This window comes from Cellulomonas sp. GbtcB1, assembly GCF_019091725.1.
Taxonomy (GTDB): domain Bacteria; phylum Actinomycetota; class Actinomycetes; order Actinomycetales; family Cellulomonadaceae; genus Cellulomonas.
Genome location: NZ_JAGXJG010000051.1, coordinates 14,741 through 31,879, shown reverse-complemented (window position 1 = coordinate 31,879; position 17,139 = coordinate 14,741). Strand labels below are relative to the sequence as shown.

The window sequence follows — 17,139 nt, the reverse complement described above, 5'->3', positions numbered from 1 at the left end:
TGATGTCCTTGAAGCCGTCCAGGTCCAGGAAGCAGACGAGCCCGCCCGGGGCCGAGCCACCGCGCACCGCCTCGACGGTCTCGGCGACCCGCCGGTCGGCCGCGCGACGGTTCGGCAGCCCGGTGGGCTCGTCGTGCGTGGCCTGGTAGACCAGCTCCTGCTCCGCGCTCGCGTGCAGCCGGGCCAGCTGGGAGACGCGGACCAGCACGAGCGGCACGAGCAGCAGCGAGCCGAGACTGAGCTGCATCAGGTCCGCCTCGCCGCCGGCGAGCCCGCGCACGGCCGCGATCACGGGGTTCAGCGCCAGCGCCAGCCCGAGGTAGGTGAGGGCCCCGGCGCCGAGCCGGCGCGCGGGGCGCGGCTCCGGCGTGGTCAGCGCCGCCGCCGCGGGGTGCACCGCGGCGGCGCCGGTCGCGGCGTACGCGACGACCCACGTCAGGCCGACCCAGGACGCGGTCGCGCCGGTGACCGGGTCCACCGCGACGACCCGGGCGACGTTCCCGACGAGGGTGAGGCCGCTGGCGACGAGGAAGTACGTCACGGTGGCCCGGCTCGCCCGGGCGTCCACCCAGGTCCGCACCATCGCGCCGAGCGTGCCGGACAGCAGCAGGACGATCAGCAGCGTCGAGCCGCGCTGGCCCGCTCCCGCGCCGCGCTCGACCAGCGCGGGGTGCAGCACGAGCGACCAGAGCAGCCCCGCGAGGCCGATCCCCATGATCGACGCGTCGATCACCCGCCCGTTGTCGACCCGCGCCGTCGGCATGACGACGAGGACGGCCGCGGCGAGGAGACCGAGGTAGCCGAGCGGCACGGCGACCTCGGCCAGGACGCCGCTGGCACGATCCGCGCCGCGGAGGCCGACCTGCACGAGCCACGTCGCGCTGTCGGCGGACAGGAGCAGCAGCGCCGCGCCGGCGCACCACCACGGCTGCGGCCGGGGCGGGCGGCGGACCGCGAGGACGGCGAGCACCGCCGCCGCCGGGATCACGGTGGCGACGAGCGAGACGACGTGCCGGGCCGCCCCGCCGGTCAGCAGGTACGCGGCGCAGACGGCCAGCGCCGCCACCGCGAACCCGACGTGGACGGTGCGTCCGCGCGTCGAGGGTCCGCCGGGGGTGCTGCTCCTGGTCACACCCCGTTCATCGGCGCGCGCGCCGCGGACCGTCCGGGCCGGCCGGGGTGAAACGCGCGGAGCACCCGGACGTGGGACCGCCGGTCGCGGGACGCGGGCCAGGGCGACCGGGGTGGGCTCCGTACCGGAGTCGGGATGGCGGGATTCGAACCCACGACCTTCCGCTCCCAAAGCGGACGCGCTACCAACCTGCGCCACATCCCGTCGGCCGGAGTCTAGTGGCGCGGCGCACCCGCCCGGGTGCGGGCGGCGGGCCGGGTGCTCGCCGTGCGGACCCGGTGGCGCGGAGGTGGGCCGGCGAGCCGGTACCCTGGTCCGGCGGCCCGTCCCGGCGGGCCTGCGCGGATGTAGCTCAATGGTAGAGCCCCAGTCTTCCAAACTGGCTACGCGGGTTCGATTCCCGTCATCCGCTCCGCACCCCCCTCGCCGGGTCGACGGCCCAGGGCTCAGCCCCGGCCGCGGGCCGCCTCCGCCGCGGCGGCCGCAGCCGCGTCCTCAGCGGCGAACTGCGCCTCGAGGCGCGCGTCCCTCGCGCGGATCGACGCGAGCGTCTCCGCGTCGATCGGTCGACGACGCCGCCTCCGCAGCTCCACCGGGATCTCCCGGCCGGTCCTGCGGTCCACCAGGACCAGATCCGGGCCCAGGGCCTCGAGCCGGAGCGGGCCCGTGCCGTCACGCGTCATCGTCTCCACCGTCCTCCGCTGCGGCCACCAGGTCGTTCGCCGCCCACACTAGGGCCCGCTCCGCGGGGCCGGGAGCCTGACTTTCCAGGGTGCTGAGGAGCCGGTCGGCCCGGTGCGGGTCCACGACGTCCAGGCGGTCCAGGGTCCACTGGTACATGCCCCACCAGCGCTCCGCCCGCGCGTCCGCGAGCGCCTGGGCCCGCAGGCGGTCAGCCGCCCGCCTCGACTCCGCGTGCTGCTGCGCGGCGAGGTCCCGGTCCGCCCGGATGCGGCGCGCCGAGACGAGCAGGCTGATCGCCGCGGCGACGAGAGCGGCGACGCCGGCGACCGCGGGCGACGTCAGGAACTCGGCCCACCACGACTCGCTCCCGATCACGGCGGCCGCCACGCGCGCACCCATCGGCACCTCCTCGGGCTCAGGACCGGTCGTCACGCACGACCCTAGGACCGCGCACGCCCCGTCGAGCCGTCGTCCACAGGCCCGGTCCGCCGGGGGCTCACCGCCCCTCCAGCCACCCGAGCATCCCCCGCGCCGCGGCGACCCCGGTGCTGAACGACGCCTGCAGCAGGTACCCCCCGGTGGGGGCCTCCCAGTCGAGCATCTCCCCCGCCACGAACGTCCCCGGCAGCGCCCGCAGCATCAGGTGCTCGTCCACCTCTGACCAGCGGATCCCGCCGGCGCTGGAGATCGCCCGGTCGATGGGCTGGGTCGCGGGCACCTCGACCGGAACGGCCTTCAGCAGCGCGGCCACCGCGGCCGGGTCGTCCGGCACCGCGTTGCCCGTCGCCTCGCGCAGCAGCCCCACCGCCACCGGGTCGAGACCCACCGACCGCTGCAGCCACGTCGACCGGGAGTCCTTCGGGCGCCGCCGGGCCAGGCGCTCCGCCAGCCGCTCCGCCGGGGTGTCCGGGCGCAGGTCGACCTCCAGCACGCAGCCGCCCGCGTCGAGCGCCGCGCGCACCGCGGCCCCGACCGCGTACAGCGGCCCGCCCTCCAGGCCGGTCCGGGTCACCATGGCGTCGCCGCGAACGGGCGCCCGGTCCTGACCGCGGACCGTCAGCGCGACGTTCTTGAGCGGCACGCCCTCGAACCGGTCCGCGAAGCCCGGCGTCCAGCCGACCCGGACGCCCACGTTGGCCGCGCGCAGCGGCGCCGCCGCCACGCCGCGCGCCTCGAACGCCGGCACCCAGGACCCGTCGGAGCCCAGCCGCGGCCAGGATGCCCCGCCGAGCGCGAACAGCACGGCGTCGTGCTGCACCGTCCGGCGCTCGCCGTCCACGGACCCGCCGACGCCGACGAGCCGCAGCCCGGCGCCGTCCTCGGCCCAGCCGTCCCAGCGCTGCCGCCGCTCGATCCGCACGCCGAGCGCGTCGAGCCGCGCGAGCCACGCCCGCACCAGCGGCGTCGCCCGGAACGAGCGCGGGAACACCCGGCCGCTGGTGCCGACGAACGTCTCCTCGCCGAGCCCGGCGCACCAGGCGCGCAGGTCGTCGGCGGTGAAGGCGTCGACGAACGGGGCGAGGCGCCCGGCGGCGTCGCCGTACCGCGCGAGCATCCGGTCCCGGCCCTCGGAGTGCGTGATGTTGAGCCCACCGTGGCCGGCGAGCAGGAACTTCCGGGTCGGGGAGGGCATCCGGTCGTACAGCGTGACCGCCACGCCGGCCCCGGCCAGCACCTCCGCGGCGATCAGCCCCGCCGGGCCGCCGCCGACCACTCCCGCCGTTCGCACCGGCCGACCGTAGCCCACCGGGCCACCGCGCCCGCCCTCCCGGCCCGGCGTCGTGTCCCCGCACGTGCCTAGGCTGCGCGCATGGCCACCGTCCTCCTCGTCCGCCACGGGCGCACCACCGCGAACGCCACCGGAGTGCTCGCCGGCCGCACCCCCGGGGTGCTGCTCGACGCCGTCGGGCACGAGCAGGCCGCCCGCACCGCCGAGCGCCTGTCCGCCGTCCCGCTGGTCGCCGTCGTGACCAGCCCGCTCGAGCGGTGCCGCGAGACGGCCGACGCCGTGCTGGCCCGGCAGGACCCCGCCCCGGCGCTCCGCGTCGACGACCGGCTCACCGAGTGCGACTACGGCGCCTGGCAGGGCCGGCCGCTGCGCGAGCTCGCCGACGAGCCGCTGTGGCGCACCGTCCAGGGCCAGCCGTCCGCGGCGGTGTTCCCGGGCGGGGAGTCGCTCGCGGCGATGCAGGCCCGGGTGGTCGCGGCGGTGCGCGAGCAGGACGCCGCGGTCGAGGCCGAGCACGGGCCCGGCGCGGTGTGGGCGGTGGTCACGCACGGCGACCTGGTGAAGGCGCTGCTCGCGGACGCGCTCGGGATGCACCTCGACCTGTTCCAGCGGCTGCACGCCGGCCCCGCGTCGGTGTCGGTCGTGCGGTACGGCCCCACGCGGCCCGAGGTCGTCGCCGCGAACACCGACGCCGGCGACCTGTCCTGGCTGCGGGCGGCGGCGCCCGCGGGGGACGCGGCGGTCGGCGGCGGCGCGGGCGTGGCGGAGGCCGCACGCGACGGTGTCGGTCCGCGCTCCTAGCATGGGGTCATGGCCACCCTCCTCCACCTGCACGACTGGCCCGACCGCGCGGTCATCGGCACCGTCGGCCGGCCCGGGGCCCGCACCTTCTACCTCCAGGCGCGCACCGGGCGCCGGCTGACCTCGGTCGCCATGGAGAAGGAGTGGGCTTCGACCCTCGCCGAGAAGATCGACGAGATCCTCGACGAGCTCATGACCACCGACGGCAACCCGTACAGCGTGCCCGCCGAGGCGTTCGCCGAGCTCGTGGACGCCGACCCGGTCGAGCAGCCCGTCGAGGAGGACTTCCGCCTCGGCCAGATGCGCCTGCACTTCGACAAGGCGACGGGGCAGATCGTCGTCGAGGCGTTCCCGCTCGTGCTGGTCGACTCCGAGGAGGAGGCCGAGCGCCTGGCCGCGGAGGACCCGGAGCCCGAGGAGGCGATGGTGCTGCGCCTGCCCGTCGGCTCCGCGCGCGCGTTCGCCGAGCGCGCCCGCCGGGTCGTCGCGCAGGGCCGCCCCGCCTGCCCGCGGTGCGGCGAGCCGATGGACCCCGACGGCCACGTCTGCGGCGCGACCGACCTCCGCTGAGCGGCGGGGCCCCGCGCAGCCACTCGGCGCGGGTGATGCCCCCGCTCCCCGCCCCTCCCTAGCGTCGGTCCCGGCAGCGGGCCCGCCGGGCCCGGTCGGCCCGGAGCGGGAGGGGAACCGCGATGAGCGAGCGTCGCAGCGGCCTGGCGGTCGGCATGACCGTCTTCGCCGGCACGATCATGATCATGATCGGCGTCATGCACGTCTTCCAGGGCATCGTCGCCCTGGTCAACGACACCTTCTACGTCGCCGGCGAGGAGTGGGTCCTCCAGCTCGACGTCACCTCGTGGGGCTGGGTGCACCTGATCCTCGGGGCGGTGGTCGCGCTCGCCGGGTTCTTCGTGTTCAGCGGAGCGGTCTGGGCCCGGACGATCGGAGTGATCATGGCCGTCGTCAGCGGTCTCGCGTCCTTCGCCTGGCTGCCGTACTACCCGGTGTGGGCGCTGGTCGTGATCGCGCTGGACGTGTTCGTGATCTGGGCGCTGACGGCGCACGGGCGCGAGATCGCCGAGCCGATGTGACGCGCTCGCGCGTGCCCGGGCCCGGCGGACGAGCCCGGGCACGCGCCCGCTCCTAGCATGGGCCGCATGCCAGCCGTGACCCCGCCCGACCTCGACGGCGGCCCGCTCGAGGTGCTCGGCCGGATCACGGTGGCGTCCAACGCGACCTTCCTCGCCGAGATCGGCGGCACCCGCGTCGTCTACAAGCCCGTCGCGGGCGAGAAGCCGCTCTGGGACTTCCCCGACGGCACGCTCGCGCACCGCGAGGTCGCCGCGTATTTGGTGTCGGAGGCGACCGGCTGGGGGGTGGTCCCCCGCACCTGGCTGCGCGACGGACCCCTCGGCCCCGGCATGGCGCAGCTGTGGCAGGAGCCGGACCGCGAGCAGGACCCGGTCGACGTCGTGCCGTCCGCCGAGGTGCCCGCGTGCGCCCGCACCGTGCTCGAGGGCGGGGACGAGCAGGGCGACGCCGTCACGCTCGTGCACGAGGACTCCCCCGCACTGCGCCGGATGGCCGTGCTCGACGTCCTGCTGAACAACGCGGACCGGAAGGGCGGCCACGTGCTGCCGATGCCGGACGGCCGGCGGCTCGGCGTCGACCACGGCGTGACGTTCCACGTCGAGCCCCGGCTGCGCACGGTGCTGTGGGGCTGGCTCGGCGACGATCTGACGGCCGACGAGGTCGCGGGCGTGGAGCGGGTCCGCGCCGGGCTGGACGGCGACCTCGGCCGGCTGCTGGCGGCGCTGCTGGCGCCCGCCGAGGTCGACGCGCTCGCCGCGCGCTGCGACCGGCTGCTGCGCGAGCCCCGGTTCCCCGGCCCCGAGGGCGAGATGCCCGCGGTGCCCTGGCCGTTGTTCTGACGCCGGCGCCGTCGTCCCCGACCCGGGGTCAGGCCGGCACGAGCAGCGTCGCGCGCAGCCGGTCCAGGTCGTCCGCGCCGACGCCCACCGACGCGAGGTAGCCCGCGACCCCGCCCCGCTCGCGGTCGAGCCACGCCAGCTCGTCCCGGAGCACCGCCGCGGGGCTGCTGCCGATCATCGCTCGCAGCCGCGCGTCGGGCCGGATGCCCAGCAGGCGCAGCCGCCGGAGCATCCGGTCGGTCCACTCCCCGGCCAGGCGCTCCTCGCTCGCGACGTAGTCCGCGACCACCTCGTCCCGGTCGGCGCCGAGGACGAGCAGCACCAGGGCGACCACGATCCCGGTGCGGTCCTTGCCGGCGGTGCAGTGCACGACGACCGGCCCGGGCGACCCGGCGACGGCGCGCACCGCCGCCCGCACCTCGGGGCCGTGCGCGACCAGGATCTCCCGGTAGACGTCGCGCAGCTCCCACGAACCGAGGAAGCTCGCCGCGGAGCCGCCGAGCATCGGGACGCGCACCACCTCGACGCCGCCGCCGAGCCGGTCCCGGCCGCCGAGCCGGCGGTCCCGGTCGGACCGCAGGTCCACGACCCGCCGGATCCCGAGCGCCGTCAGCGCGGCCCGCCCCTCGCGTCCGAGCCGGGACAGCGCGTCGGAGCGGAACAGGTGCCCCGGGCGCAGCCGGTACCCGTCCGCCACGGTGGCGCGGACCTCGCGGAAGTTCGCGGTCCCCGGGATCCGCACGTCGGTGTCGCTCATGGTCGGACCAGTACACGGCCCGCGGCGCGGTGGGTGGTGCGCCCGCGACCGCTGCGTGGGTAGTGCTCGCGGCGGGGGCGCGGGTCAGCCGCGGGCCAGCGTCACGTCCAGCCAGCCGACGACCTCGTCGAGGTAGCGGGTCCGCGCGGGCAGCGGGGACAGCGCGAGGTCGTGCGCGCCGCCCGGCACCTCCTCGTACGTGACGTCCCGGCCCAGGCGGGGCGCGAGCCGCCGCATGTCCGCCGGGTCGAGCACCGAGTCGGTCGTGAGCAGCCCGTCGTGCCAGCGGTCGTCCGGCCCCGACGCGTCGGACGCGAGCACCAGCACCGGGACGTCGATGCCGAGCCCGCGCGCGACCTCCGCCTGCCCGCGCCTGATCGCGCGGACGAACCCCGCCCGCACGGGGAACCCCGCGTACGGCTTCCAGGCCAGGTCGTACGTCCACTCGCCGCCGCCGTCCGCGTGCAGCGCGCGGCCGTAGTGCTCACCGACGTGCGACACCACCAGGCGCGGGGCGACCCGGCCGACGACGTGCTCGATCGTCCAGGCGAGGACCGTGCGCTCGACGAACGAGCCGCGGACGTCCAACCACGGCGAGTTGAGCACCACCGCATCGACCAGCCCGCGCCCGCGCCGGTGCTGGGCCCACAGCGCCGCGATCAGGCCGCCGGTCGAGTGGCCCAGAAGCACGACCTGGTCGTGCCGCTCCCGCACCAGGCGGACCGCGGCGTCGATCTCCTCGGCGTAGACCGCCAGCGACCGGGTGTCGTTCGGCTCCCGGCCCGCGCGGATCGACCGGCCGTAGTCGCGCAGGTCCAGGGCGTACAGGTCGTAGCCGCGGTCGGCGAGCGCGTCGGCGACGTGCGTCTGGAAGAAGTAGTCGACGAACCCGTGCACGTAGAGGACGGCCGGCCGCGCCCGGTCGCCTCCGGCGTCCCGCCGTTGCACCAGGGTCGCGACCGCGTCGCCCTGGGCGTCCGGGCGCAGGTGCAGCGTGCGCTGCACCCAGTCGCCGCCGAGCACGTCCTCCGCCGCGTCGTCCACCCGCATGGCGGCGATCCTGCCACCCGTGCTCGCCCGCCGTCAGGGGCGCGCCGGGGCGTCGTCCCTGCTCCCGGTGGCGGCGCGCCCGGCGGTACCGCACGGTGGAGGGGTGGAAGCCGGCCGTCGACCGGGCCCCCGCCCGGGTCCGGGGACCACCCGATCGGGGCGCCCGGGCATCTTTGTGGGGCCGCGTGCGTTGGCGCTACTGTCGGCGCTGTCGGGTGCCGACCACCAGGGAGAGGGGACCGGGCATGCGCCTCGCGCCGAGCACCGTGCTCCTGCCGTCGCGCCCCGCCCCGCGCACCCCCGCAGCGCGCCGCTGTCGCTGTCTCTAGAGCGCTGGCCGCACCGCCGCACGCCGGCTCCCGGCCCGACCCGGGCCCACCCCGGGCCAGCGCTCGCCCTCGACCCGCGGCCGGGCGCGCGCCCGCGCCGTGCTCCCTGCACCGCCGACGACACCAAGGACGGACTGACATGGCACGCATCTACGACGACGCGACGCAGCTCATCGGCAACACCCCGCTGGTGCGGATCAACAAGCTGACCGAGGGCGTCGACGCGACGGTCGTCGGCAAGCTCGAGTTCTACAACCCCGCCAGCTCGGTGAAGGACCGCATCGGCGTCGCGATCGTCGACGCGGCCGAGCGCTCGGGCGAGCTGAAGCCGGGCGGCACCATCGTCGAGGCGACGTCGGGCAACACGGGCATCGCGCTCGCGTTCGTCGGTGCGGCCCGCGGGTACGACGTCGTGCTGACCATGCCGGAGTCGATGTCGAAGGAGCGGCGCGCGCTGCTCCGCGCGTACGGCGCCGAGCTCATCCTCACCCCCGCGTCCGAGGGCATGAAGGGCGCCGTCAACCGCGCGAACGAGATCGTCGCGGAGCGCCCGGGCGCGATCCTCGCCCGCCAGTTCGCCAACGAGGCCAACCCGGAGATCCACCGCCGCACCACCGCCGAGGAGATCTGGGCGGACACCGACGGCGGCGTCGACATCCTCGTCGCGGGCATCGGCACCGGCGGCACGATCACCGGCGTCGGCCAGGTGCTCAAGGAGCGCAAGCCCGGCGTGCAGATCGTGGGCGTCGAGCCCGCCGAGTCGCCGATCCTCAACGGCGGCCAGCCCGGCCCGCACAAGATCCAGGGCATCGGCGCGAACTTCGTGCCCGACATCCTCGACACCGGCGTCTACGACGAGATCATCGACGTGGACGCCGACACCGCCGTCGCCGTCGCGCGCCGGGCCGCGAAGGAGGAGGGCCTGCTCGTCGGCATCTCCTCCGGCGCCGCCCTGCACGCCGCGATCGAACTCGGCAAGCGCCCCGAGAACGCCGGGAAGCTGATCGTCGTGATCATCCCGTCGTTCGGCGAGCGCTACCTCTCCTCCATCCTGTACGCCGACCTCCTGGACTGATCGCCATGACCTCGACCACGCGACCGCCGCTCACGGGCGGCACCTCCCGGCCCGGTGGCCGCGGGGTGCCGACCCCGGCGCGCGCGTCCTCCGCCCCCCGCGCGGCGACCGGGCCCACCGGCGCCGGCGAGCACTGGCGCAGCCTGCGCCGGTTCGCCCGCACGCTGCGCGAGGACCTGGAGGCCGCGCAGCGCCGGGACCCCGCCGCGCGGTCGCGGGTCGAGGTCGCGCTGGCGTACCCCGGCCTGCACGCGGTGTGGGTGCACCGGGTGGCGCACCGGATGTGGCGCGAGCCGGCGCTGCGGCTGCCGGCCCGGCTGCTGTCCCAGGTGTCCCGGGCGGTCACCGGGGTGGAGATCCACCCCGGCGCGACGATCGGCCGGCGGCTGTTCATCGACCACGGCATGGGCGTGGTCGTCGGCGAGACCGCCGTGGTGGGCGACGACGTGGTGCTGTTCCACGGGGCGACGCTCGGCGGCAAGACGATGAAGCGCGGCAAGCGGCACCCGACGGTCGGCGACCACGTCGTCATCGGCGCGGGCGCGAAGGTGCTCGGGCCGGTGTGGATCGGCGACGGCGCCCAGGTCGGCGCCAACGCGGTGGTCCTCAAGGACGTGCCCGCCGGCGCGGTGGCGGTGGGCGTCCCCGCGAAGATCCGGCAGAAGCCGAGCTCGGCTCCCCCGGAGCCGGAGATCGACGACCCGGCGATCTACATCTGACGACGGTCCGGGTCGGCGCGCGCCGTCTCGCGCACCGCGCCCGACCCCTGTTCCTACGCTTTCCGGCCCCGCCCTCTGCGATCGCAGGGTGCGGGGCCGGACAGCGTAGGACGGGCGTGCGCGGGCGCCGGTCAGGCGACCGGGGAGCCGCCGTCCCACGCGCGCGGGGTGATCTCCGGGCGGCTGGTCCACTCCTCGCCCAGCATCGGCGACGAGATCAGCATGTCGGCGGTCGCCACGTTCGCCGCCATCGGGACGTTCCACACCGCGGCGATCCGCAGCAGCGCCTTCACGTCGGGGTCGTGCGGCTGCGGCTCCAGCGGGTCCCAGAAGAACACCAGCATGTCGATGGTGCCCTCGGCGATCTTGGCGCCGATCTGCTGGTCGCCGCCGACCGGGCCGGACAGCAGCCGCGTCACCGGCAGCCCGAGCTCGAACTCCAGCATCGTGCCGGTGGTACCGGTCGCGTACAGGTGGTGCCGCGACAGGGTGCCGCGGTTGAACTCCGCCCAGCGGAGCAGCTCGACCTTCTTGTTGTCGTGCGCGACGAGGGCGATGTGGTGGGCGGCGCCGGGCATGGGCGGGGTCCTTCCGTGGAGCGGTGCATCGGTGGGCGGGCTGCGACGACGGCGGGGCGCCCGGGGCACACCCTAGGGCCCGCGGATGTCGACCCGGTGCGGGGGGCCTGTGCGCGGACCGGTGGTCGGGTCGACCGGCCCACCGGGGACGGCCGACGCGCCCACGGGGGCGGCACCGAGCCGCCCACCGGGACCGGCCGATCCCCCACCGGGACCGTCCGCGCGCCCACTCAATCCCACGCCCGCGCACCACTCAGTCGCCGACTGAGTGGTGCGCGGCGCACCTAGCGTCGACGGTGTGACCCAGCCGCCCGCACCCGCCCCCGCGCCACCGCGCGCCCGGCCGCGGGCCGCGGCCCGCGCCCGCCGCGCGCCCGCGCCGGTGTCGGTGGCCGGCGTCCTCGGCGAGCTGCTGATCACCCTCGGCGTGCTGCTCGCGCTGTTCCTCGTGTGGCAGCTCTGGTGGACCACCGTCACCGCGCGGCAGGACGCCGACGCCGTGCTCGCCGAGGTGCGCGCCGCGCTCCCACCCGCCGCCGCCACGACCGCCGAGCTGCGCACCGACGACCCACCGGTCCCCGAGCCGGTCGCCCACGGCGAGGTGATCGGCGTGCTCACCGTGCCGCGCTGGGAGGGGCTGACCCGGAACGCGATGCCGGTCGTCGACGGCACCACCCCCGACCTGCTCGACCGCGCGATGGCCGGCCGCTACACCGGGACGCAGCAGGTCGGCGAGGTGGGCAACGTCGCGCTCGCCGGGCACCGGCGCACCTGGGGCGACTCGTTCCGGTACGTCGACAGGCTCGTCCCCGGCGACCCCGTCGTGATCGAGACCGCGAGCACCTGGTACGTCTACGAGGTCACGTCGCACGAGGTCGTCGACCCGTCGGAGTCGTCCGTGCTCGCGCCCGTCCCGCGGCAGCCCGGCGTCGCCCCGGCCGAGCGGCTGCTCACGCTCACCACCTGCCACTCGCGGACCCTCGGCGAGTTCGGCAACGACCAGCGGTGGATCACCTACGCCACCTTCGTGGGCTGGCTCGACCGGGCCGAGGGCACGCCCGAGCCGATCCTCGCCCTGGGAGGCGCCTGATGTACGCCTGGCTGTTCCGCCGGCTGCCGGGGCCGCTGCCGGTGCGGGTGCTGCTCGCGCTGGCGGTGCTGGCCGCGGTCCCCGTCGGGCTGTTCGGCTGGGGGTTCCCCGCCGTCGCGCCCCACCTGACCTGGCTGACCGGCGACCCGTCGCTCGGCTGACGCGCGCGCCCGACCTCCTCGCGCCGCGCGGCCGCGCACGGCAGCATGGGCCGCGGCCGCGCTCACCGGCGAGCGCGCGACGACGAGGAGGCGGCATGCGGCTCGGCTACCACACGGGCTACTGGTCGGCGGGTCCCCCGCCCGGGGCCGCGGAGGCGGTGCTGGCGGCCGACCGGCTGGGGCTCGACTCCGTGTGGACGGCCGAGGCGTACGGCTCCGACGCGTTCACGCCGCTCGCGTGGTGGGGCGCCCGCACGTCGCGCGTCCGGCTCGGCACCGCCGTCGCGCAGGTCGCCGCCCGCACCCCGACCGCCACCGCCATGGCCGCGCTCACCCTGGACCACCTGTCGGGCGGGCGGTTCACGCTCGGCCTGGGGGTGTCCGGGCCGCAGGTCGTCGAGGGCTGGTACGGGCAGCCGTACCCGCGGCCGCTCGCCCGGACCCGGGAGTTCGTCGCGATCGTCCGGGACGTGCTGCGCCGGGAGGGTCCCGTGCGTGCCGGGGGCCCGTTCTACCGGCTGCCGCTGCCCGAGGACGAGGGCTCGGGGCTGGGCAAGGCGCTGCGCTCGACCGTGCACCCGCTGCGCGCCGACCTGCCGATCCACCTCGCCGCCGAGGGGCCGAAGAACATCGCGCTCGCCGCCGAGATCGCCGACGGCTGGCTCCCGCTGTTCTACGCGCCGCGGCTCGACGACGAGTTCCGCGGGCTGCTCGCCGAGGGCTTCGACCGCCGGCTCGCCGGGACCCGGCCCGTCGAGGACTTCGAGGTCACCGCGACGGTGCCGGTGGTGCTCGGCACCGACGTCGAGTCCGCCGCGGACGCGGTGCGGCCGTTCGTCGCGCTCTACGCGGGCGGGATGGGCGCGAAGGGGGCGAACTTCCACGCGAACGCGCTCGCCCGGCTCGGCTACGCGGAGGCGTGCGCGGAGATCCAGGCGCACTACCTCGCGGGCGACCGCGCGCGGGCCGCGGCCGCGGTGCCGACCGAGCTGGTGCGGGACGTGGCGCTGGTCGGCACGCCGGACGACGTGCGCGAGCAGGCAGCCGCGTGGCGGGGCACGGCGGTGACGACGCTGCTGGTCCAGGCGGCGCCGGACCAGCTGGAGCAGATCGCGGGCCTGCTCGGCTGACGCGCCGGGGCGAGGTCGCCGGTTCCGCCCGAGGTCGTCGGTTCCGCACCCCCTCGGGTGGACGGAACCGACGACCTCGGGAGCGGACGCCGCAACGCGGACGCCGGACGCGGACGCCGCAACGCGGCCGACACACCGCGGCGCTACCGTGCGGCGCGTGACCCGGCCCGATGACGCCCCGGCCGACGCGGCCGCCCCGACCGCCTCCGACCTCGCGGCGCGGGACGGGGGCACGCACGTCGCCGCGGGCGTCGTCACGGCGCTCGTCGGCTTCACCAGCGCGTTCGCGGTCGTGCTGGGCGGTCTGCGCGCGGTCGGGGCGACGCCCGCGCAGGCGGCGTCCGGGCTGCTGGCCGTCACGCTGGCGATGGGCGCGGCCACGATCCTGCTGGCCTGGCGCACCCGACTGCCGATCACGGTCGCCTGGTCGACCCCCGGCGCGGCCCTGCTCGCGACCACCGGGACCGCGGCGGGCGGGTGGCCGGAGGCGGTCGCCGGGTTCGTGCTGTGCGGGGTGCTGCTCGCCGCGGTCGGGCTGTGGCGCCGGCTCGAGCGCTGGGTGCGGCGGATCCCGGTGCCGCTGGCGAACGCGATGCTCGCGGGCGTCCTGGTCGACCTGTGCCTGCAGCCGGTGCTCGCCGTCGCGGACCGGCCGCTGCTGGTCGGGCCGGTGGTCGTCGTGTGGCTGGTGCTGCTGCGGCTGGCGCCGCGCTGGGCCACGCCCGCGGCGATCGGGCTCGCGGTGGCGATCGCCGTGGTCTCGCCGGGCGTCCGCGCGCTCGACGCCGCGGACCTCGTGCCGTCGCTGACCTGGACGACGCCGCAGCCGTCGTGGTCCGCCGTGGTGTCGGTCGCGGTGCCGCTGTTCGTCGTGACGATGGCGTCGCAGAACATCCCGGGCGTCGCCGTGCTGGCCGGGTTCGGGTACGCCGCTCCCCTGCGTCGGGTGATGCTCGTGACCGGTGCCGGGACCGTGCTCGCCGCCCCGTTCGGCGGGCACGCGATCAACCTCGCGGCGATCAGCGCGGCGCTGGCGGCCGGGCCCGAGGGCGGCCCGGACCCGCGGCGGCGGTGGCGCGCGGCCGTCGTGGCGGGCTGCGGCTACGTGGTGCTCGCCGTGGCCTCGGCGGCGGTGGCGGCCGTGGCGCTGGCGGCGCCCGCGGGGCTGATCGCCGCGGCGGCGGGCCTGGCGCTGGTCGGGACCCTGGCGGCGTCGCTGGGCGGGTCGTTCGGCCCGGCCGGGCACCGCGAGGCGGCAGCGGTGACGTTCCTGGTGACGGTGTCGGGCGTGGGCGTCGGCGGCGTCTCGGCGTCGTTCTGGGGCCTGCTCGCGGGCATCGCGGTCCACCTGACCCTGCGCGCCGCCCGCCGCTGACCCCGCCCTCGCGCCCGCCCGCCGAGACGGCAACTCTCGGCTGCGCTCGGGCGACTGAAGACAGCCGAGAGTTGCCATCTCGGCGAGCGGTTGGCGCGCGGTGGACGCGCGGGCGGAGGGGCGGCGCGGAGCGGCGGCGCTCGGGGTGGACGCGCGGAGGAGCCCGGGGCGAGCGCGCGGTGGCGGCGAGCGGGCGGGGGCGAGGGACGTAGCCCGCGCCGCGCGGCGGGGTTGTCGCGCCGCACGTCGGGCGCTACTGTCGGCGGTGATCCCGAGAAGTGAACACCTGCGTCTCACCTGGCGAGACAATGCGAGGAGGCGGCCAGTGGCCCGGTCGATGCAGCGCACGACCCAGCGCCCGGGCCTGCCGATGTCCGCCTCGGCGCGCTGCTGTCGCCCCTCGGCGAGCTGTCCGCGCACCTCCCGCGCCGCCTGACCCGCGTCCCCCGACGCCCACCGGCCGCGCCCCGGCAGCACCCCGCCCGCACGCGGCCCGTCGACCGCGCACCCGCACCGGTGCGACGAGCCCCGGCCCCGCCGCACCGCGCCGCGTCCACGTGGCCCCTCGACCCGGGAAGCCCCATGACCTCCGCCCCCAGCACCGCCACGGCCGCCGCCGGTACCACCGCGACCGCCGCCACCCCGAGCTCCGCCGCCGATCCCGCGAGCGCCGCCGCCCGCCCCGTCGCGCTCCGCGGCGTGGCCCGCACCTTCGCGACCCCGTCCGGCCCGCGCCCGGTGCTCGCCGGCCTCGACCTGGAGGTCGCCGCCGGCGAGATCGTCGCCGTCATCGGCCCGTCCGGCTGCGGCAAGTCGACGCTGCTGCGTCAGGTCGCGGGCCTCGACGCCCCGGACGCGGGGTCGATCCTGATCGGCGACGCGCCGGTCGCGCCGTACGACCCGCGCACCGCCGTCGCGTTCCAGGAGCCGCGCCTGCTGCCGTGGCGGACCCTGGCGCACAACGTCGCGCTCGGCGTGCCCCGTGGCACCCCGCGCGCGGAGTCCCGCGAGCAGGTCGCCCGGCTGCTGGACCTCGTCGGGCTCGCGGGTTCGGCGGGGCTGCGCCCGCGGCAGGTGTCCGGCGGCATGGCGCAGCGCGCGTCCCTGGCGCGGGCGCTCGCCCGCCGGCCCGGGGTGCTGCTCCTGGACGAGCCGTTCGGCGCCCTCGACGCCCTGACCCGGCTGCGGATGCAGGACCTGCTGCTGGAGGTGCACGCGAGCCGCCCGACGACGGTGCTCCTCGTGACGCACGACGTCGAGGAGGCCCTGTACCTGGCCGACCGCGTCGTGCTGCTCGGCGCCCTCGACCCCGCCGCGCCGGATGCCGCCTCGGTCCGCTCCGTCATCACCGTCCCCGGCGACCGGCCCCGCGACCGCGCGGACGCCCGGCTCGCCGAGCTGCGCGCCGAGCTGCTGGACGGCCTCGGCGTGCCCTCGCACCACCCGACGCACGACCCCGACGCGCACCACTCGATCTGACCGCCACCTCCCCCGACACCGACCTGGAGCACCCCATGACCGCCCTGACCACCGCCCTCCGTCGCCGAGCGCGCGGCCCGATCGCCCTCGGCGCCGGCGCCGTCGCCGCGACCCTGCTGCTCGCCGGCTGCGTGGCCGGCGAGGGCGAGGCCGCCCAGGCCGACGAGCCCGCTGGCGACGCGGCCGCCGCCGACGGCTGGAGCGCCGACACGCTGACCGTCGACTTCGCCACCTACAACCCGCTGAGCCTGGTCATCAAGGACCAGGGCTGGCTGGAGGAGACGCTCGGCGACGACGTCGACGTCGAGTGGGTGCAGTCCGCGGGGTCGAACAAGGCCAACGAGGCGCTGCGCGCCGGCGCGATCGACGTCGGCTCGACCGCCGGCTCGGCGGCGCTGCTGGCCCGGTCCAACGGCTCGCCGATCCGGACCATCGACATCTACGGCCAGCCGGAGTGGGCCGCGCTCGTCGTCCCGGCCGGCTCGGACATCACCGACGTCGCCGACCTCGCCGGCCGCTCGGTCGCCGCGACCAAGGGCACCGACCCGTACTTCTTCCTGCTGCAGTCCCTGGAGGAGGCGGGCGTCGACCCGGCGGACGTCGAGGTGCAGAACCTGCAGCACGCCGACGGCAAGGCCGCGCTGGAGAACGGCTCGGTCGACGCGTGGTCCGGCCTGGACCCGCTGATGGCGGCGAGCGAGGCCGAGGCGGGCTCGACGCTGCTCTACCGGAACGTCGACTTCAACACCTACGGCTTCCTCAACGCGACGCAGGACTTCCTGGACGCGAGCCCGGACCTGGCGCAGGTCGTCGTGGACGCCTACGAGAAGGCGCGCGCCTGGGCGCAGGAGAACCCCGACGAGGTCGTCAGCATCCTCGCCGAGGTCGCCGGCATCGACCCGGCCGTCGCCGAGACCGTCATCACCGAGCGCACCACGCTCGACATCGACCCGGTCCCCGGTCAGGCGCAGCGCGACGTGCTCGAGGTCGTCGGCCCGATCTTCGTGGAGTCCGGCGACGTGTCGAGCCAGGACCTGGTCGACGCGGCCCTCGACGAGCTGTTCGACCCGCAGTTCGCCGAGAACGCCGACCCGTCGACGATCGCGGACTGACCCGCAC

General features: G+C 76.8%; 18 protein-coding genes, 2 tRNA genes and 1 pseudogene. 13 read left to right on the top strand and 8 right to left on the bottom strand.

The genetic code is table 11. The annotated features are described in order from the left end of the window. Positions 1-1,132 (bottom strand): annotated as a pseudogene (locus KVT14_RS16085) (hypothetical protein); the annotation flags it as partial. Positions 1,133-1,262: 130 nt separating this feature from the next. Then, positions 1,263-1,336: transfer RNA gene (locus KVT14_RS16080), tRNA-Pro, on the bottom strand. Between the two features lie 137 nt (positions 1,337-1,473). Here KVT14_RS16080 and KVT14_RS16075 point away from each other — a divergent pair. Next, positions 1,474-1,544 (top strand) — tRNA-Gly (locus KVT14_RS16075). A gap of 34 nt (positions 1,545-1,578) precedes the next feature. Here KVT14_RS16075 and KVT14_RS16070 read toward each other — a convergent pair. From KVT14_RS16070 to KVT14_RS16060, 3 genes are all read right to left on the bottom strand, one after another. Then, positions 1,579-1,815, bottom strand: coding sequence for a hypothetical protein (locus KVT14_RS16070; RefSeq protein WP_217616583.1), 237 nt, complete (start codon positions 1,813-1,815; stop codon positions 1,579-1,581). Continuing rightward, entirely contained in the window at positions 1,805-2,248 is a 444-nt protein-coding gene (locus KVT14_RS16065) for a hypothetical protein (protein WP_217616582.1), read from the bottom strand. Before KVT14_RS16065 ends, KVT14_RS16070 begins: the two co-directional genes overlap by 11 nt. Before the next feature lie 64 nt (positions 2,249-2,312). Beyond that, positions 2,313-3,545: a TIGR03862 family flavoprotein gene (locus KVT14_RS16060; RefSeq protein ID WP_308161122.1), complete on the bottom strand. Its 1,233-nt coding sequence runs from the start codon at positions 3,543-3,545 to the stop codon at positions 2,313-2,315. Between the two features lie 81 nt (positions 3,546-3,626). Here KVT14_RS16060 and KVT14_RS16055 point away from each other — a divergent pair, with 81 nt between their 5' ends. The 4 genes from KVT14_RS16055 (at position 3,627) to KVT14_RS16040 (ending at position 6,277) form a co-directional block, all read left to right on the top strand. After that, positions 3,627-4,346 (top strand): MSMEG_4193 family putative phosphomutase, encoded by a 720-nt coding sequence (locus KVT14_RS16055; protein WP_217616580.1) that lies wholly within the window; start codon positions 3,627-3,629, stop codon positions 4,344-4,346. Between the two features lie 9 nt (positions 4,347-4,355). Then, positions 4,356-4,916 carry a DUF3090 domain-containing protein gene (locus KVT14_RS16050; RefSeq protein ID WP_147796194.1) on the top strand — a complete coding sequence of 187 codons (561 nt, stop codon included), beginning with the start codon at positions 4,356-4,358 and terminating at the stop codon, positions 4,914-4,916. 122 nt (positions 4,917-5,038) lie between these two features. Further along, positions 5,039-5,437, top strand: a complete 399-nt coding sequence (locus tag KVT14_RS16045; RefSeq protein ID WP_147796193.1) for a hypothetical protein — start codon at positions 5,039-5,041, stop codon at positions 5,435-5,437. Between the two features lie 66 nt (positions 5,438-5,503). Next, positions 5,504-6,277: an SCO1664 family protein gene (locus tag KVT14_RS16040; RefSeq protein WP_217616579.1), complete on the top strand. Its 774-nt coding sequence runs from the start codon at positions 5,504-5,506 to the stop codon at positions 6,275-6,277. A 28-nt stretch (positions 6,278-6,305) separates the two neighbouring features. On the opposite strand, the gene KVT14_RS16035 is transcribed toward KVT14_RS16040, so the two are convergent. Together KVT14_RS16035 and KVT14_RS16030 are read right to left on the bottom strand one after the other, a co-directional pair. Beyond that, a complete protein-coding gene (locus KVT14_RS16035) occupies positions 6,306-7,034 on the bottom strand; it encodes a tyrosine-protein phosphatase (protein ID WP_217616578.1) in 729 nt (242 codons plus the stop codon). An 84-nt stretch (positions 7,035-7,118) separates the two neighbouring features. Then, on the bottom strand, positions 7,119-8,084 hold the full coding sequence (locus tag KVT14_RS16030) for an alpha/beta hydrolase (RefSeq protein WP_217616577.1): 966 nt from the start codon (positions 8,082-8,084) through the stop codon (positions 7,119-7,121). 468 nt (positions 8,085-8,552) lie between these two features. Here KVT14_RS16030 and cysK point away from each other — a divergent pair, with 468 nt between their 5' ends. Together cysK and epsC are read left to right on the top strand one after the other, a co-directional pair. After that, positions 8,553-9,488: a cysteine synthase A gene (gene cysK / locus KVT14_RS16025; RefSeq protein WP_217616576.1), complete on the top strand. Its 936-nt coding sequence runs from the start codon at positions 8,553-8,555 to the stop codon at positions 9,486-9,488. A 5-nt stretch (positions 9,489-9,493) separates the two neighbouring features. Continuing rightward, positions 9,494-10,207, top strand: a complete 714-nt coding sequence (gene epsC, locus KVT14_RS16020; RefSeq protein ID WP_217616575.1) for a serine O-acetyltransferase EpsC — start codon at positions 9,494-9,496, stop codon at positions 10,205-10,207. Between the two features lie 131 nt (positions 10,208-10,338). Here epsC and KVT14_RS16015 read toward each other — a convergent pair whose 3' ends face one another. Beyond that, positions 10,339-10,785, bottom strand: coding sequence for a methylglyoxal synthase (locus KVT14_RS16015; RefSeq protein WP_217616574.1), 447 nt, complete (start codon positions 10,783-10,785; stop codon positions 10,339-10,341). A 298-nt stretch (positions 10,786-11,083) separates the two neighbouring features. On the opposite strand from KVT14_RS16015, the gene KVT14_RS16010 reads away from it, so the two are divergent. The 6 genes from KVT14_RS16010 (at position 11,084) to KVT14_RS15985 (ending at position 17,132) form a co-directional block, all read left to right on the top strand. Then, entirely contained in the window at positions 11,084-11,875 is a 792-nt protein-coding gene (locus tag KVT14_RS16010; RefSeq protein ID WP_308161121.1) for a class E sortase, read from the top strand. Further along, positions 11,875-12,036 (top strand): hypothetical protein, encoded by a 162-nt coding sequence (locus tag KVT14_RS16005; RefSeq protein ID WP_217616573.1) that lies wholly within the window; start codon positions 11,875-11,877, stop codon positions 12,034-12,036. The genes KVT14_RS16010 and KVT14_RS16005 overlap by 1 nt, the downstream gene beginning before the upstream one ends. Positions 12,037-12,131: 95 nt before the next feature. Further along, on the top strand, positions 12,132-13,166 hold the full coding sequence (locus KVT14_RS16000) for an LLM class F420-dependent oxidoreductase (RefSeq protein ID WP_217616572.1): 1,035 nt from the start codon (positions 12,132-12,134) through the stop codon (positions 13,164-13,166). A gap of 157 nt (positions 13,167-13,323) precedes the next feature. Continuing rightward, positions 13,324-14,541, top strand: coding sequence for a benzoate/H(+) symporter BenE family transporter (locus tag KVT14_RS15995; protein ID WP_217616571.1), 1,218 nt, complete (start codon positions 13,324-13,326; stop codon positions 14,539-14,541). A 582-nt stretch (positions 14,542-15,123) separates the two neighbouring features. Continuing rightward, positions 15,124-16,020: an ABC transporter ATP-binding protein gene (locus KVT14_RS15990; RefSeq protein ID WP_217616570.1), complete on the top strand. Its 897-nt coding sequence runs from the start codon at positions 15,124-15,126 to the stop codon at positions 16,018-16,020. Between the two features lie 35 nt (positions 16,021-16,055). Then, complete coding sequence (locus tag KVT14_RS15985) at positions 16,056-17,132, top strand: aliphatic sulfonate ABC transporter substrate-binding protein (protein ID WP_217616569.1); 1,077 nt, start codon at positions 16,056-16,058, stop codon at positions 17,130-17,132. Positions 17,133-17,139: the final 7 nt, after the last annotated feature.

Coding starts and splice junctions, on each gene's coding strand:
- KVT14_RS15990 (WP_217616570.1), top strand. CDS start 15,124: ATGACCTCCGCCCCCAGCACCGCCACGGCCGCCGCCGGTACCACCGCG.
- KVT14_RS16045 (WP_147796193.1), top strand. CDS start 5,039: ATGAGCGAGCGTCGCAGCGGCCTGGCGGTCGGCATGACCGTCTTCGCC.
- KVT14_RS16040 (WP_217616579.1), top strand. CDS start 5,504: ATGCCAGCCGTGACCCCGCCCGACCTCGACGGCGGCCCGCTCGAGGTG.
- KVT14_RS15985 (WP_217616569.1), top strand. CDS start 16,056: ATGACCGCCCTGACCACCGCCCTCCGTCGCCGAGCGCGCGGCCCGATC.
- KVT14_RS16005 (WP_217616573.1), top strand. CDS start 11,875: ATGTACGCCTGGCTGTTCCGCCGGCTGCCGGGGCCGCTGCCGGTGCGG.
- KVT14_RS16015 (WP_217616574.1), bottom strand. CDS start 10,785: ATGCCCGGCGCCGCCCACCACATCGCCCTCGTCGCGCACGACAACAAG.
- KVT14_RS16030 (WP_217616577.1), bottom strand. CDS start 8,084: ATGCGGGTGGACGACGCGGCGGAGGACGTGCTCGGCGGCGACTGGGTG.
- KVT14_RS16055 (WP_217616580.1), top strand. CDS start 3,627: ATGGCCACCGTCCTCCTCGTCCGCCACGGGCGCACCACCGCGAACGCC.
- epsC (WP_217616575.1), top strand. CDS start 9,494: ATGACCTCGACCACGCGACCGCCGCTCACGGGCGGCACCTCCCGGCCC.
- KVT14_RS16035 (WP_217616578.1), bottom strand. CDS start 7,034: ATGAGCGACACCGACGTGCGGATCCCGGGGACCGCGAACTTCCGCGAG.
- cysK (WP_217616576.1), top strand. CDS start 8,553: ATGGCACGCATCTACGACGACGCGACGCAGCTCATCGGCAACACCCCG.
- KVT14_RS16070 (WP_217616583.1), bottom strand. CDS start 1,815: ATGACGCGTGACGGCACGGGCCCGCTCCGGCTCGAGGCCCTGGGCCCG.
- KVT14_RS16000 (WP_217616572.1), top strand. CDS start 12,132: ATGCGGCTCGGCTACCACACGGGCTACTGGTCGGCGGGTCCCCCGCCC.
- KVT14_RS16050 (WP_147796194.1), top strand. CDS start 4,356: ATGGCCACCCTCCTCCACCTGCACGACTGGCCCGACCGCGCGGTCATC.